At 33.9% G+C, this 16,318-nt stretch carries 11 protein-coding genes and 2 pseudogenes; 10 read left to right on the forward strand and 3 right to left on the reverse strand.

Features of this window, described 5'->3' with window-relative positions:
• Positions 1-11: 11 nt before the first annotated feature.
• A complete protein-coding gene (locus BV902_RS13045; RefSeq protein WP_075992315.1) occupies positions 12-377 on the reverse strand; it encodes a helix-turn-helix domain-containing protein in 366 nt (121 codons plus the stop codon).
• A 169-nt stretch (positions 378-546) separates the two neighbouring features.
• Here BV902_RS13045 and BV902_RS28705 point away from each other — a divergent pair.
• From BV902_RS28705 to BV902_RS13090, 10 genes and pseudogenes are all read left to right on the forward strand, one after another.
• Positions 547-771 (forward strand): annotated as a pseudogene (locus BV902_RS28705) (transposase family protein); the annotation flags it as partial.
• Between the two features lie 52 nt (positions 772-823).
• Positions 824-2,173, forward strand: a complete 1,350-nt coding sequence (locus tag BV902_RS13055) for an ISL3 family transposase (protein WP_237242134.1) — start codon at positions 824-826, stop codon at positions 2,171-2,173.
• 69 nt (positions 2,174-2,242) lie between these two features.
• Positions 2,243-2,482 (forward strand): annotated as a pseudogene (locus BV902_RS13060) (DUF3408 domain-containing protein); the annotation flags it as partial.
• 11 nt (positions 2,483-2,493) lie between these two features.
• Positions 2,494-3,126 carry a conjugal transfer protein TraD gene (locus tag BV902_RS13065; protein ID WP_075992318.1) on the forward strand — a complete coding sequence of 211 codons (633 nt, stop codon included), beginning with the start codon at positions 2,494-2,496 and terminating at the stop codon, positions 3,124-3,126.
• Between the two features lie 156 nt (positions 3,127-3,282).
• Positions 3,283-3,576: a helix-turn-helix domain-containing protein gene (locus BV902_RS13070; RefSeq protein ID WP_075992319.1), complete on the forward strand. Its 294-nt coding sequence runs from the start codon at positions 3,283-3,285 to the stop codon at positions 3,574-3,576.
• A 4-nt stretch (positions 3,577-3,580) separates the two neighbouring features.
• Entirely contained in the window at positions 3,581-4,399 is an 819-nt protein-coding gene (locus BV902_RS27125; RefSeq protein WP_083663595.1) for a site-specific DNA-methyltransferase, read from the forward strand.
• A 223-nt stretch (positions 4,400-4,622) separates the two neighbouring features.
• Positions 4,623-5,630, forward strand: a complete 1,008-nt coding sequence (locus BV902_RS27130) for a DNA methyltransferase (protein ID WP_083663596.1) — start codon at positions 4,623-4,625, stop codon at positions 5,628-5,630.
• A 2-nt stretch (positions 5,631-5,632) separates the two neighbouring features.
• Positions 5,633-6,397 carry a hypothetical protein gene (locus BV902_RS13080; RefSeq protein ID WP_075992320.1) on the forward strand — a complete coding sequence of 255 codons (765 nt, stop codon included), beginning with the start codon at positions 5,633-5,635 and terminating at the stop codon, positions 6,395-6,397.
• A gap of 7 nt (positions 6,398-6,404) precedes the next feature.
• On the forward strand, positions 6,405-9,164 hold the full coding sequence (locus BV902_RS13085; RefSeq protein WP_075992321.1) for a restriction endonuclease: 2,760 nt from the start codon (positions 6,405-6,407) through the stop codon (positions 9,162-9,164).
• Positions 9,165-9,184: 20 nt separating this feature from the next.
• Positions 9,185-14,032 (forward strand): DEAD/DEAH box helicase, encoded by a 4,848-nt coding sequence (locus BV902_RS13090; RefSeq protein ID WP_075992322.1) that lies wholly within the window; start codon positions 9,185-9,187, stop codon positions 14,030-14,032.
• A 265-nt stretch (positions 14,033-14,297) separates the two neighbouring features.
• Here the strand turns inward: BV902_RS13090 and BV902_RS13095 are convergent, their stop codons facing one another.
• A complete protein-coding gene (locus BV902_RS13095; RefSeq protein WP_237242136.1) occupies positions 14,298-14,846 on the reverse strand; it encodes a LuxR C-terminal-related transcriptional regulator in 549 nt (182 codons plus the stop codon).
• Between the two features lie 554 nt (positions 14,847-15,400).
• Positions 15,401-16,192 (reverse strand): hypothetical protein, encoded by a 792-nt coding sequence (locus BV902_RS13100; RefSeq protein ID WP_157626056.1) that lies wholly within the window; start codon positions 16,190-16,192, stop codon positions 15,401-15,403.
• Positions 16,193-16,318: the final 126 nt, after the last annotated feature.

Genomic DNA, 16,318 nt, shown 5'->3' on the forward strand with positions numbered 1-16,318 from the left:
ATAATAAATAATTACACTTTAGATACTAGACCAAGTTTCTTTTCAAAGATAATTCCAACCTTGGCTAGCAAGTTATAAATTTGCGCCTTTTGATATACTAAACCATATTCTCTTTTAATCCACTGTATCAAAAGAGGTCCGGTCCACTTTTCTGATTGATATCCATGATTCAATGGCGTTTCTTTTATTACCTCTTTGATTCTTTCCAGCTGTTCTTCCGACAACCCGCTACGCCTCCCTCGTCCTTTCTTATCTTTTAATCCTTCTATACCTTCCTTTTCAAATCGGTGCACCCAATTTGTTATCTGCTTGAAACTGATACTGTGGAGTTCCGATAGCCGTCTGCTTGAATGTCCCAAGGCAACCAGATATACCAAATACAGTCTTACGCCGACAACGTAAGCATCATTTGTGTTTAATAATTTTTTTTATTTCTCCTGCCTCTGATCTTTGAATTTTTAAGACTGATTTTCCCACGATATTTCTTTTTGAAAACAAACAAATATATGGATAATAATGTGTAATTTATTATTATACTTTTATGTCATGATTCCACATTTTATCCTTCCTTCTAATTTACAGCTAAAAGCTCACACAATATATTCCTCTCCAGGAGAACTTTGTATTAATACATGTGCTTATCAAAAATATTCAGTTTGTCCTATTTGCAAAAAGAAGAGTATTAGGATCCACAGTAGGTATCTTAGGACTCTTTTAGATCTTCCTATTTCCGGACATATAACGAAAATCAAGCTGCGTGCTAGAAGGTATTTCTGTGACAATGTAGCCTGCCCAAGAAAGATTTTTACTGAACGCTTCCACTTTGAAATCAGGCCTTATTATAGAAGACTTACGCGCTCTAATGATCTTCTTTTTAAAATGGCACTCAAACTGGGCGGAAATAAATGGGCATCAATCAGCGGTTATGTTTGGACTACCTGTAAGCCCGTCCACTATTTTACTGGTGATCAAAAGAGTCAATATACAACCTAATTCATTAACATCTGGTGTAATTGGCGTAGATGACTGGGCTTTCAAAAAAGGAAGGACCTACGGAACCGTTATTGTTGATTTAAAAAGAAAAGAAGTTATCGACCTGCTGCCCAATCGTGAATCGGGCAGCCTCGCCGAATGGCTAAAAAAGCATCCGGAAATAAAAACAGTTTCCAGGGATCGATATGGACCATATGCTTTGGGCATAAAAGCGGGCGCCCCTCAAGCCAACCAGGTTGCAGATCGCTTTCACTTACTGTTGAACCTTGGAGAAGCAACCAAAAGGATTTTTCAATCAAAAGGAAAAGAACTAAGGGAGATATTTAAGCTTTATGATAATCCCAAAAGCGAACGATCTACATCAGCTGAGACTGAGCAGCCAGCTAAGAGAGTATTAGAAATCGTAGAGCCGAACATTTCGACGGCTAATATTAGTGTCGCTAGAAAGTATCTTTTTGACAAAGTTAAAGAGCTACACGGAAACGGTATTACGCTAAGACAGATTGCCAGAATTACGAAGCTCGCGCGTGGCACTGTTAGAAGATACGTTTTAATGGAGTCACTTACAAAAAGGCAATCCAGAAGTTCAACCAACCTGGACGCTTTTATTAACTTTCTCTTGATGGAAGAGAATCGAGGTAAAACATACCGCGAACTGCATGAAACAATTGTACAGATGGGTTCCAACGGGAAATACACACAGTTCTGCCACAAGATGAATGAAGTTTATCAAATGCAGCCATTCACTAGAACCAAAACAGTAACTCCCATAGTAGCAAAAACCTGGTCACCGGCGAGGCTCTCCTTGATGCTCTATATGGAATTAGAGCAAATTAAGGGAAATGATGACAAGGAATTTTTGAAATTACTGTTTGATAAATTTCCGCAGATAAAACAATTGGAGCAGCAGGTAAAGGGTTTTAAGCGATTGTTTCAGAGCAAACAGGACGGTCTGTTAAAAAATTGGATTGATGAGGCGATAAAATCAGAATGTGGTTTGAAAAACTTTGCTAAAAACCTCATAAAGGACTATCAGGCAGTTAATAATGCTGTCATAACATCCATAAGCAATGGTCAAGTTGAAGGCCAGGTAAACCGAATAAAAAACATCAAAAGGAAAATGTATGGGAAGGCAGGCTTTGAGTTATTAAGAAAAATGGTTCTTGCTAAATCAGCCTAATTCACCAAAATTGATGAAGAACCACTTTATTCCGAAATCAGGTGGTCAATATAAGAAACCTCCACTAAACGGACTAATGAAACTGATTATGAAAATACATTTTTCAAAAAATCGGAGACCAATGCCCGTGACGGAAAAACGGTCTATATCCGACCGGAGTTTCACGAAAAGCTGACACGTATTATACAAGTAATCGGTGAAGACAAAATCAGTATCTACGCTTATTTAGACAATCTGCTGGATTACCATTTTCAGGAATTTGCCGAGCAGATTACCAAAAGCTATAACGATAAATATAAACCCATTTAATCATAATAATTATGGAAATTGTAATAGTTATATGCCTCTTTATGGTCATCATTCTTTTAGTGAGTGAGAAAATCGTCATTAATAAGATTAGCTATAAAAAAGAAGATAAAGTATCTCCTGCACCCGATTTGCCAGAAATTATGGGTAAACCAAAGCCTGTAAAAAGCCTTTCGCAGCCAAACACCGCCAATGAAAGCCAAATTCAGGACGCTGAGATAAATCCTGATAATTTAGACATTGAATACGACGAAAACGAAGAAGTCAATATTCAAATTCCGCAGGAAGAGCTGGACGAAGTTTTCAGTAATATACCTGATTTGGAGGAAGAAGAAGAATGGAACAGGTACGGAATATCCGTCAGTGATAACGGTTATGCCCAAGGGGTTACCTTTGAAGAACTAAGCTCCGTGGGGTTGTTGCTCCAAAAAGAGAATTTGGAACCAGCCCAAAAGGAAACAGCGGTAGATATAGTTCAAAGATTACAAGGAACCGAATTATTTAGCTTGTTGGAAAGTTCAATGGAAGGTGCGTCTCGAACAATTGCCGAGCTTTTGGACACTACTCTTTCATCTGAAACAGATACCAGTTCTTCCACTTTGCGGAAAAGTGATTTGAATGATTTTGACATTGGGGAGTTTGTATAAATATACAAATCGATAATTATACAAAATGTCATTTTGAGAAAGTGCTAATTGAATGCAAATTTCAATTAGCACTTTTCTTTTTAGCAAATTAATAAAGACAAAGAGCTACATATCAGAAAAAACATTAAATTTGACATAAAGTGACAAGTCATTAAAATGGAACAAAGAGATTTTGGTATAAAGATCAGGCAATTGCGAGAGCATAAAGGATTATTGCTAAGGCAAATTGCTGCGGCTTTGGAGATTGATACTGCCCTTGTAAGCAAAATAGAGCGAGGCGAAAGGAAAGCTAGTAAAGAACAGGTTATGAAACTAGCTGGATTGTTAGAAATAAATCCTGACGAACTTTTGGTGATATGGCTTTCAGATAAAATTGTGGATATGTTGGAAGAAGAACCATTAGCATACAAAGCCCTTAAAAATTCAGAAAAACGATTAAAAAATAAATAGTGATATGGACGGCAAGTCATTGAATATAACAGAAGACCTTATCGGCAAGCTAAAGGAGATTATTCCTGCAGCTTTTACAGAAGATAAACTCAATATAGACCAGTTAAAACAACTGTTAGGCGAAGATATAACTAGCAACACAGAACCATATATATTAAATTGGGCAGGTAAACAAGAAGCTTATAAAGTTCTTCAAACTCCAACTTTTAAAACATTAAAGCCTGACTTTGAAAATTCAGTGAATTGGGATTCAGCTGAAAATATACTTATAGAGGGAGAAAATCTAGAAACACTTAAGGTCATTCAGAAGTCATATTATGGTAAGGTAAAACTTATTTTAATAGATCCTCCATACAATACCGGTTCTGACAGTTTTATTTATCCAGATAAGTTTTCAGAAACGAAAGAGGAATATCTAAAACGACTTGGAGAGAAAGACGATGAAGGTTATATGATAAAAGAAGGATTCTTTAGAGCAAACAAAAAAGAAAATGGGCAATTTCATTCAAATTGGCTATCAATGTTGCTTCCAAGACTATTTCTCGCTCGAAATCTCTTAAAAGATGATGGTGCAATTGTAGTTCATATTGATGAACACGAACAAGCAAACTTAACCTTATTATTAAATGAAGTTTTCGGAGAGAATAATTTGGTTGGCAACATCATTTGGGACAAAGGAAATCCAAAAGGTGATGCAAGTGGTATAGCATATCAACACGAATCCATTTTAGTTTATGCAAAAAATCGGGAATTATTCCTTAACAAAACTCAGTTAGTTAGAAAGAAAAGAAATGCTGAAAGAATCTTAAAAAAAAGCAAGTGATCTTTTTAATCGATTTGGTAAGACTGATATACCTGAAGATATAAAAAAACTTAATAAAACATATAAATTCCCTATTGAATATTTAGAAAGTATCAAAAAGCCAACAACTTTAGAAGATATTAATAGGCAGTTTAAGAGCTGGCTAAAAAAGCAAAATTTTACAGGCGGAGAATTAGCTTATAACAATATTGATTCAGAGGGAAACGTATATAGGTTAGTTTCTATGGCTTGGCCCAATAAGAAAAGAGCTCCTGAAGATTATTTCATTCCACTTTTTCACCCCACTACTCAAAAAGCTTGCCCCGTACCACAAAGAGGATGGCGTTTCCCTACGGCTACGATGAAGGAATTATTAGATAAAGGAGAAATCATATTTGGAGATGATGAAAGTGTTCAGCCTCAAAGAAAATATCTTTTAAAAAATAATCTATCTGAAAATATACCGTCTATACTTTTTTATGGAGGTAGTGATGACGATTTACTTAGGAAGTTAGAATTGGAATTTGAAAACCCGAAACCTGTCGAGTTTACTAAAGGTTTAGTAAATGCTTTCACATCAGCGAATAGTAACGATATAGTTCTTGATTTCTTCGCAGGTTCAGGGACAACTGCCCATGCAGTAATTGAAGCAAATAATGATGATAGAGGTAATAGAAAGTTTGTTTGTATTCAACTTCCTGAACCTTTGGATGAAAAATCAGAAATGTTTAAAAGAGGATTTCGATCAATAGCGGAACTTACCAAAAACCGTATTAAATCTATTGTCGATAAGTGCAATAGCGAATCTGAAAGTAAATTAAACTTTGAAAATAAATTATCTATAGGCTTAAGATGCTTCAATCTGAGCGAATCCAATTTCAAGATTTGGAGAGGAGATATAATTGAAAACGAATCAGATCTAGTTGCTCAAATGAACATATTTACGAAAGTTCAAAAAGAAAGTTCAAAAAGTGAAAATATCCTTTGGGAATTAATGATAAAAGGAGGGTTATCATTATCTGAAAAACCGCTTAAAGTTTTAAGTGAAAACGGAGATATTCTGTATGTATTACAAAATGGTCAAATCGCTTATTGCCTTGATGCTTTTAATGAAACAGTCCAATTAGAAATTCTTAAACTAAAGCCTAAAATTTCTATTTTTTTAGACGACTTATTCAATCGGGATGACTGTTCCAAAACAAATACTCAGTTAAAATTTCAAGACAACCAAATAGAATTTAAAACTATCTAAATATGGACTATTATAGAAGTAATGCTCTTTATGAATATCTAAGAGAAAAGAATATTCCAAACTACAAATTTGTTGTTGGCAATGCTTGGCAATTGATTTATGGAGACAATAATTGCAACCCGCTGTTATTAGTTTTTGCTGTTGGAGTACAAGCAGAAATACTTGATTCTCCGCCCACTCCTCAAGAAATGGAAGCTTTCAATTTGTTATTGCAGGCAGCAACAAAAGCTAACATTCCAATCAAGTATGTGAGATTCGCTAGTGATATTGACGTTATAGAAACTGTAAAAGTTTCTGACAGTAGTTTTGAATACACAACATTAACTATGAAGGAGCTATCTGAAATGTATGCAAGTTTTGGTTTGCGTGTTTCTAATACCCAAACAGCTAAATATTTAAATGATAAGACCTCAAGTGCATACCATAACTGGCAAAGGAATAGCCTTGGAGCAGCTTTAACTGTTTCAGACATAGACCTGTGGCGTGTTTCAAAAGACGGAAAGCCTGAAATTGTTTTTGAACTTAAACGCTCATATTATGACCTCAGTCGCTGGAAGCCCTTTACCGATGACTATAGAAATTTCAAACTCATTTCGAACTTATGTAATCAATCCGGCATGGCATTCAAGATTATATATAATCAAAGAATTAAAACACCTTTTCAGGATAAGATTGATCAATTAAAAATATACTCCATTGATTTCTCTAAAAATCCGCCAATTATAGAGGATGGTATAATTACATTAGACGAGTTTGAAAATCTATAATAGTATAATGAAATTAAAATTTGACTCAAAACAAGCTTATCAACTTGAAGCAATTCAATCCGTGATTGATTTGTTTGAAGGACAGCATTTAAATAACTCAGATTTTGAGTTTTCTTTTACTTCCGAAAACAGTGGCAGCATTAAGTTTACAGAAACGGGTGTAGGTAATAATTTTACACTTACCGAAGAAGAAATCTTATCTAATTTGATTAAAGTACAGAATGAAAACAATCTTAGGAATGATGAAGTTTCTGCTACTTTAGAGAAGCTTTGGTACAATGAAATTGCAGATAATAAAGGTAATATAACAGATACTGCTATAGCTACAACATTTCCTAACTTTTCGGTAGAAATGGAAACAGGTACCGGTAAAACGTATGTATACCTACGTTCTATTTATGAACTTAACAAAGTATATGGCTTCAAGAAATTTGTAATTGTAGTGCCTTCTGTAGCGATTCGTGAAGGAGTAATTAAAAGTCTGTCTATAACTTTTGACCATTTTCAAGGGTTGTATGAAAACCAACCTGCTGAATTTAAAGTTTATGATTCGAACCGTTTGGCAGATTTAGGAAATTTTGCTAAAAGTAATGCTATTCAAATTTTGGTGATTAATATTGACAGCTTTACTAAAGATGCCAACGTAATTAATCAAATAAGAGAAACAGGTATTAAGCCAATCGAATACTTACAAAAGTCCAGCCCGATAGTGATCATTGATGAGCCGCAAAATATGGAAACGGATATCCGTAAAAAAGCGATTGCTAATCTGAGTCCTTTATTTACGCTGAGATATTCTGCTACACATAAAAATCCATATAATCTAATCTATAAGTTAGACCCTGTAAAGGCATATGATTTAGGCTTGGTAAAACAGATTGAAGTAGATTCTGTAGTAACCAAAAACGATAGTTCAGGAGCGTTTGTAAGTATAGATAAATTTATATCAAAAAAACAATCTATAACTGCGAAGGTAACAATATTTGTAAGTGATAAAAGTGGTGTAACAAAAAAACAAGTTACAGTTAAAATTGGAGATGACTTATTTAAACTGTCTAAAGGTTGGGATATTTACAAAGATGGTTATGTAGTTAATGAATTAGATGTAGAGAATGGCTATATAGAATTTTCTAGCGGACAAATCGTGTATCAAGGCGAGGCTGTTGGAGGGTTAACAGACCAAATATTGAAGGAAATGATTGATGCCACTGTAGAAAACCATTTCAAGAAAGAAAAAGACTTAAAAGTAAAGGGTATAAAAGTATTATCCATTTTTTTCATAGACCGTGTGGCTAATTACAGAAGTTATGACGAGCAAGGAAACTCTGTAAAAGGTAAGTTTTCATTATGGTTTGAGGAAAGTTTTAATAAATGGAAGAATATGCCAGCATACAGAGGAATGTATGGTTTTGAAGCTGATAATGTTCATGATGGTTATTTTAGTCAGGATAAAGGAAAACTTAAGGATTCTAAAGAAGGAAAATCTACAAAGGCTGATGACGAAACCTTTAAACTCATCATGCAGGATAAAGAAAGACTATTGAATATAAACACACCATTACGTTTTATATTCAGCCACTCAGCTTTAAGAGAGGGCTGGGATAATCCTAATGTGTTTCAGATATGTACTTTAAATGAAACCAAATCAGAGATGAAAAAACGCCAGGAAATTGGTCGTGGTTTACGTCTATGTGTTGATCAAACGGGTGAACGTAATTTAGAACGTTCTGTCAATCGCCTGACTGTTATTGCTAATGAATCCTACGAAGCATTTTCCAAAGCATTACAATCAGAAATTGAAGAAGATACAGGTGTTAAATTTGATGGTAGAATAAAAAACGCCAGAGAGCGTAAAAAAGTACATCTAAAAGATAAATGGCTGGAAGATTCTCTATTTCTAGAATTGTGGGAGAAAATAAGATATTGTACAGAGTACAAGGTAAACTATAGTACAGAAGAGCTTATTAAAAATTGTGTAACAGCTTTAAAGAAAATGCCTTCTATAGAAAAGCCTGTTATATATCGGGAAAAAAATATTGCCAAGTTTATTAGAGATAAAGAAGGAAATTTAATAGAATTGGGCGGAGAACAAAAGGGCTCTAAAGAGAAGATAATCAAGGATACTCAATATGATATCCCTGATTTTGTGGCCTACATTCAATCCAAAACAGAGCTTACAAGAGACACTATAACCAAGGTTATTCTACAATCAAACCGTTTAGGTGAAATCTTTAATAATCCACAATTATTTATGGATACCGTAGTAAAGATAATCAAAGATGAATTTGACAGAATTAAAATTAATGGTATAGAATACGAGAAAATAGCTGGACAAACCTACGAAATGAAATTGTTTGAAGCGGCTGAAATAGAGCAATATTTAGACAATTTAATAGAGGTAAAGAAACAAGTAAAAACACTCTACAATTATGTTGTAATTGACTCCTTAAGTAGTCCAGAAAAACGTTTTGCAGAAGATTGTGAAACAAGAGATGATATTTTGTTTTACGTCAAACTACCTTCCAAGTTTCAAATCAAAACACCTATCGGACCATATAATCCAGACTGGGCATTGATTAAGAAAGAGGACGGGGAAGAAACCAAAATTTATTTTGTAGCCGAGACTAAAGATGTTAAAGCAGCAAAAGACAGGTCTTTATTAAGAGATAAAGAACGCATGAAAATAGAATGTGCAGAAAAGCACTTTAAGGTAATAGATAATGTACAATATCGTGTTGTAGGCTCAGTGAGTGATTTAAAAGTATAATAACCATATGCTCCTAAATAATGAATCAAAAATACTTCGCAACTTTAAAAGACATAAAAGAAACCGATGTAAAGGTTTTACTTAAAAAATCATATCGTGGAATTTGGGAAACAGCAATTAAAAAATATTCTGATTCTGCCCACTTTATTTATGAATTATTACAGAACGCAGATGATACTAAAGCTACCTGGGTAAAGTTTAAACTTAAAAAAGATGGTTTATGGTTTAAACATAACGGTTCTGTAAGATTCACAATTTCTGATCCAGAAAATGAAGAATTAGATTCTGAAAATGGAACATTAGGGCATATTAATTCAATAACTTCTATTGGAAATTCTACAAAGATAGATGATCAAAAAATTGGCAAATTTGGAATTGGGTTTAAAGCTGTTTTTGCTTATAGTGATACACCTCATATATATGACGACAATTTTACCTTTAGACTAGAGAATTATATAGTTCCGATTGAAGTTAATCCTAATGGAGAAGATAGGGTTAATGGAGAAACCTTATTCTTTTTTCCTTTTAATCACAAATCAAAAACTCCTGAAGATGCTTATAAAGAGATTGAAAACAAACTGGACAATCTATTTCAACCTATCCTATTTTTAAGTAATCTCGAAAAAATAGAATGGGAATCAGAAATTAAGAAAGGTGTTTATTCCAAAACAGAAAAAGAAGTCATTGATTTTGAAAATATTACTGCTCAACTTTTCGAGGTTGTAAGTAATGAAAACGGAAAAGTAGTGAGTGAGGAAATTTGGCTTTTCACTAAGCAAATTATTCAAACATCCACAAAAGCTAAGTTCAAAATTAGTACAGGTTTCTTCGTTTTAGAAAACAATTCTAAACTAGAAACAGGTTACAACTATGAAGCGTTTTGCTTTTTCCCTACTAAAGAAGATACAAAATTAGGTTTCATCGTTCAAGCACCGTTTTTATTAACCGATAGTCGAGAAGGAATTAAGACAAATGACAATTGGAATAACTCTCTTATTCAATTATTAGCAGAATTGTCAGGAGAATCTATTAGACTACTAAAAGATATTGGAGTTCGAAACGGTAGTAACCTAATTGATGATTCGCTTCTGGATATAATACCTTACAATTCACAAGCTTATAGCCAAACTGGAGTAAATAGTAGAATTTCATTCTTAGCATTTTATACCGAAGTAAGGAAAGCTTTCCTTAATCACCCTATATTACCTGGGAGATTTGGAAAATATTTCCCTAAAGCAAAAGCTTATTGGGCTGCCGATCCTGAACTGTCGGAATTATTCAGCAATGAGCAGATAAGCGATTTATTCAATAACCCTAATTCAGGTTGGGTATTTGTTTCAAAAGGTCAAAAACAATTGAATCAAGCGAATAAACCTTTAGAAAGCTATATAAATAATATTATTTCAGAATCAGTAGATGCTAAAAAACTAATAAGAAGATTTACAGCAGCTTTTATCGAAAAACAGACCGATGATTGGCTAATAAAGCTTTATGCTTATTTAGCAGATCATAAATACTTATGGAACGATAATGAAAAGCTCGCAATAAGGCAGCCGCTCTTATTAAATCAGAATAGAAAAGCTGTCGTTCCTTTTAATAAAGACTTGACTGCTCCGCAAATATTTCTGCCCTTAGAAAGAGCTTCCAGTTACGATACTATTTATCAGCCTTTAGCTGATAACAAAGATACCATGGCTTTTATAATCGCGATAGGTATAGGAAAGCCCGATGTACAAGCAGAAATTTTTAACGACATTATTCCACAATATGAAGCCTCATTTAATTATGATGATTCAGACTTGATTTTGCAGCATTTTGAAACATTTCTGAATTATTACGAAAACTGTTCCGCATTACATCAAATAGAACTGATTAATAAGCTTAAAGATATATCTTTTATTGCCTGTCGTAATTCGCAAAGAGAAGAAACAAGATTCTTTTCCAAGCCAGCAGATGTTTATTTTAATAATGTAGAATTAGTCAAATACCACGCAAATACAAATAATATTTATTTTGTTGATGACGATTTTTATATTGAATACTTAAGTGGAACTAAAGCCGAAACTACTAAAAAGCTATTTTTAGAATTAGGCGTTACCTTATACCCAAGACTTAAAAATAAAAATTTGGATGCCGATGTGGAAAATAAGGAAATGTTTGGTTTGGATAACGTACTGATTTCATATAAATATAACGAACATCAAAAATTAACTGATAAGGAATTAGAAGGGCTTAGCGATGCCGTAAGTAATATAACCCCTGAAGTTTCGATTATTATCTGGAATTATTTATTACATTTTGCCAAAGGGCAAACAGTATCATTACTTAAGGGAAAATTTTCCGGGAAATTTTATTACTATCCAAGAAACGGTTCATACCAGAGCAGTATGAACTTTACCTCTACTGCTGCATCTATACTTCAAAATGACAAATGGCTACTAAACAAAGATGAAGAGTTTGTATCTGCTAGTGAGCTTTCAATTGATAATCTGAATGAATGTTATAATCAAGATGATCCTTACATAAATGTTCTTTTAGAGTTTATCGGTATTATTAATCCAGATGCGGATTTAGATTTAACAGATGATCAAAAAAAAGCCTATGAATTAGGAAAAAAACTTTTAGCTGAAAATATAACTACTGAGGAGCTCAATGCTTTTATTGAAGAAATAGCTAGAAGGAAAAGTTCTGTCGAACCTATTACCACTCTCTTCCCGATTAATGAAATACCTATAACAGATAACGACTTTCAGAAAACATTATCTAATATCAATAAAGGAATTAAGAAAAATCGTAAGCAAAGATTAGAATCAGAGCAGAATCATCCTGAACAATCAAAAATTCAAATTCCTTCTCTGCCCGATATTGATTTGGTAGAACAAGAAGAGGCTCCGGTAGATCAGGATGACTATACGAAACCCTCTGTAAACCTACAGAAGAAAATAGAAAAGCTAAAACTGCAGGCAGAGGCTCAAGTAGAAGAATTAACGAGAATTGAGAAATTAACAGAATTAGCAAATACTTCTGAAAAGTATTCATTTGGTTGGTTCAAAGCTTTACTGGAATTAGAATATCTCAATAGTTCGGAATCTAATTCGTCAGGCAAGCAGATATCCATTCAATTTTCAAAAGTTGAGCAGGAAAAAGGAACCGAGAGAACTTTAGTTTTAAAACATCCGAATAGATATATCCCCCAATCAATAGAAGATATTGGAGATATGCAAATACGTCTATATGAAGGTGATGAAACAAAGAATGTAACCGTTGAAGTTGTAAGCGTCAAGGAATACACTCTTAGAGCAAAACTTAAAAAATCTGCCGATATTTCTAATATCGACTTAACAAAAGTTGGTCGGGCAGTAATTGATATAAAAAACCCGGTTTTTATTTTAGAAGAACTGAGAAAAGCTTTTTACCAACTCGGGTTTGAAGATAATTATAATTTACAGCAAAATATTACAGATCAGATACGATTTATCTTTGGTCCCCCTGGTACAGGAAAAACAACTTACTTGGCAACAAATGAAATTATACCCCTAATGCAAAGGGATGAAAATCTGAAAGTATTAGTACTAGCCCCTACAAATAAAGCCGCAGATGTGCTTACAAAGCGTATTGTCGAAAAAATGGAAGGAGACGAATCGTATTATAATTGGTTATTGAGATTTGGTACAACAAGCGATGTTGAATTGGAAAATAGTGGTCTTGTCATAGATAAAAGTTTCGACATTAGAACAAAGCCTAAAAATACTACAATAACAACTGTTGCAAGATTTGCATACGATTATTTTCATCCCGATGTTCTCGAAGAAAGGTTACATTTAAAATTCTTGGATTGGGACTACATAATTATTGATGAAGCATCAATGATAAACATTGCCAGTATTGCATATATACTTTATCAAAAATCCAATTCAAAATTTATTATCGCAGGAGATCCTTTTCAAATACAACCAATAACTCAAATAGATCAGTGGAAAGATTTGAACATTTATGAAATGGTACAACTTACTAAATTTATTAACCCAGTAACTATACCACATCAATTTGAAATCATAAATCTTGGTACACAATACCGTAGTTTACCGACAATCGGAGAGGTATTTAGTCAATTCACTTACAATGGCAGTTTGAGTCATCATAGGGAATTATCAAGTCAAAAGCCATTAAATATCTCGGGACTTGATTTTAAGGATGTAAATATTATTAAGTTCCCTGTACAGAAATATGAAAGTATTTATAAGCCAAATACACTAAATAAATCCAATTATCAGGTTTATTCGGCTTTATTTACAGTAGAATTTGTAATGCAGGTTGTAAATCAAATTCGTCTAAGTCATAGAGATAAATTCAGAATAGGAATTATCTGCCCTTATAAAGCTCAGGCTATGATGATCGAAAAACTGCTTGCTAGGTTGCATAATGATGACGAAAAGGCAGAGGTTTTAATAGGTACTATACATGGTTTTCAGGGAGATGAGTGTGATATTATAATTTCAGTATTCAATCCGCCTTATAGTATTGGAAGGTCACAAAATATGTTTTTAAATAAACAAAATGTTCTGAATGTTGCCATTAGTAGAGCAAGAGATTATCTATTTATTCTTATGCCCGATGATAGAACACAAGATGTGGATAACCTTTATCGCATCAAAAAAATAGAACGGCTAGCCAATCAGTATTCTGCAGGGAGAATATCTGTTTATGAAACCGATTTTGTCGAAGAAAAATTATTAGGATCAAGCACCTATGTGTATGACAATTCTTTTGCAACTACTCATCAATCAGTAAATGTATATTCAAAGCCTGAAAAAAAGTACGAAATACGATGCGAGGAAATAGCAGTAGATGTACAAATGAAACATTAACCAATACGGTAAAGCTATTTCAGGACAAGACACTTAATGCATATTCCGCACCATACTACACCACCATTCCGCTCCAAAGTACACCAGTGATTCCGCTGCAAAATACACCACTTTGGTGTAAATTTTTAGCAGCCTAATTATAAGTTGGCGGTCTTTTAGACTGTTCTAGAAAGACTGCCATTCCGACACAAAGTGCACCAATAATTCCGCGGCAAACTATACCACTGGATATTTAAGAAAAAAAGATTGCTAAGTTGGGCCTGTATTAGGCCTGGATATAGGTGTACTGGCTGCACGGCAGTATGGCCACAAATACTTCCACAGCGATAGCCTCTCCGGTATGTTTATCGATGATCTGCAGCTTCTTCCCGGCAAAGTCTACGAACATTTCTTCTCCCGCAATATGCTGAAGTTTCATTGAACCCTTTTCTTTTGGATATTTACGACGATAATGTTCGAGAAACTGCGTGTAGCTATATGGTTCTGCGGCCAGCTCAACATATTGCTGATAATGATACAGAAAGGTAAAGCCGGGATGATTCCGGGCCTTGTTGACCCCCTGAAAGTAAAGCATGAGTTCATTATGGCGGGTAGCGTCCAGCGTCGTATGGGATGAAAACAGTTCGGATAAAGCAGCGGTATCAAAGTCCAGAAGCTTCTTGAATGAGTAGCCGCTGCCTGCAAATAGCTGCATATAGGTATTGACTGTATTGCGGGAAATACCGAGAACGGAACCTATTTTACGGTTACTGTAACCGTCCAGATGTAATGTGAGTATTTGTTTTAAGTCCATCGGATCTAGTTTGTTGGCCATATCGCTGTATTTAAAGCGACAAGGTAATTCTTTCTTGATCTTTTTAAAGTGGCACGATTCAAACCGTAAAAAATACGGATGGATGAGCGAAAATTAAACCACTAAAGTGGCATCATTTGAACCGTAATAGCTGGCACCATCCGACCGAAATGACTGGCACAAATCAAACCGTAATATCCACCGCACACAGACTATCGCTACAGGGGAAGTCTTTGAGAAAGAAAAAAAATCATTAAGTTTGAAAAGTTAATACAATCCAGCTGTAAAATAGCTCGGGTTATTGGTCACTAAATCTGGTGTACTTTCGTCCGGAATCCGTGGTGTACTTTTGTCGGAATATTCACTTAAAGCATATTTTATATTTATTCACTGTTTGAAAAATGGTAAGTCTTCAAAAATGGTAAGTCTTCACTTTTTCTTTAATGACTTTTTCGTTTGAATAACTGAATACAAATAATCTTATTTGTTCCTCCGATATAATTCAAGTTACAGTCTCAAATTTAAAAATAAGGTGCTATTTCTTAACAAAAAATATATCTATATTTATTAAATTATTACTCTTGAAGATTTCTTTCATGATATACGAATTTAACTTTGTATAGAGATAATTTTCCTTCAGCTTGAAATGGTATCGCTTTACGATTATCTCCTTGACTTATCCTCCAGACATCTATTTCTCTAATTTTTAAGGATATTATCAAACTTATTAAAGTGAAAGGTTTTGGTCCAGTAGGTGCAATTATAATACGATACTCGTTTTGTAGATAACTACATAGGGAAAGCAATTGCCTTTCAGAAAACTCTAGATCATAAATTGGAAAAGAAAACTTATTTTCTTCAGCGATAACTTCTAAAAGTGATTGATTGATCGTTTCGATAGATGTATTAAAGCGGTTATCTATCGCATCATCGTTATAAAACACGAAAGTTTCACCATCGAAATATTCACTTAAACCGAAAGCCTTATTTTTTTCGTATCCTAAACCAATTAAAACTGCTGTAGGTTTATCTGGAATTGAAAAATACGAAAATCCATCAATTGGACTTACATATAAGTTTCTGTAATTCTCACTTGGTGGAGAGACAAATTTCGCAAAACTATATGCAAATGTTATTTCAACTTCTGTGAAATTATGCGGCGTATCTCTAAAATACGATAATATCTCACCGTACCATACTCTTGTCATTGAAGAATAATCGATTAGAATTCTGATACTTTCTAGAGAGCAATTTAATGCAAATGTATCCAAAATGTCATGAATTACATTTGAATCGTTTCCGTCAGCTAATTTTATTGTACAGTTGTTTTTTTTTAAAAAAAACATCGTTTTTAATTCTATGTACATTGTCTTGAAAGCTTTTGAATCCCAAAACAATATTCATGTCGCACTTTACATTTTTCGAAAAAATATGAGTTGAACGTGGCTCATAGCCAGACGAAAAAATACCCAAATCAAATTTTCGTTGTAATT

Source organism: Sphingobacterium sp. B29, assembly GCF_001952815.1.
Classification (GTDB): domain Bacteria; phylum Bacteroidota; class Bacteroidia; order Sphingobacteriales; family Sphingobacteriaceae; genus Sphingobacterium; species Sphingobacterium siyangense.

Excerpts from the sequence above, each read along its gene's own strand:
- BV902_RS13090 (WP_075992322.1), top strand. The coding sequence starts at position 9,185 with ATGAATCAAAAATACTTCGCAACTTTAAAAGACATAAAAGAAACCGAT.
- BV902_RS13070 (WP_075992319.1), top strand. The coding sequence starts at position 3,283 with ATGGAACAAAGAGATTTTGGTATAAAGATCAGGCAATTGCGAGAGCAT.
- BV902_RS13065 (WP_075992318.1), top strand. The coding sequence starts at position 2,494 with ATGGAAATTGTAATAGTTATATGCCTCTTTATGGTCATCATTCTTTTA.
- BV902_RS13095 (WP_237242136.1), bottom strand. The coding sequence starts at position 14,846 with ATGGCCAACAAACTAGATCCGATGGACTTAAAACAAATACTCACATTA.
- BV902_RS27130 (WP_083663596.1), top strand. The coding sequence starts at position 4,623 with ATGGCTTGGCCCAATAAGAAAAGAGCTCCTGAAGATTATTTCATTCCA.
- BV902_RS27125 (WP_083663595.1), top strand. The coding sequence starts at position 3,581 with ATGGACGGCAAGTCATTGAATATAACAGAAGACCTTATCGGCAAGCTA.
- BV902_RS13080 (WP_075992320.1), top strand. The coding sequence starts at position 5,633 with ATGGACTATTATAGAAGTAATGCTCTTTATGAATATCTAAGAGAAAAG.
- BV902_RS13100 (WP_157626056.1), bottom strand. The coding sequence starts at position 16,192 with ATGTACATAGAATTAAAAACGATGTTTTTTTTAAAAAAAAACAACTGT.
- BV902_RS13085 (WP_075992321.1), top strand. The coding sequence starts at position 6,405 with ATGAAATTAAAATTTGACTCAAAACAAGCTTATCAACTTGAAGCAATT.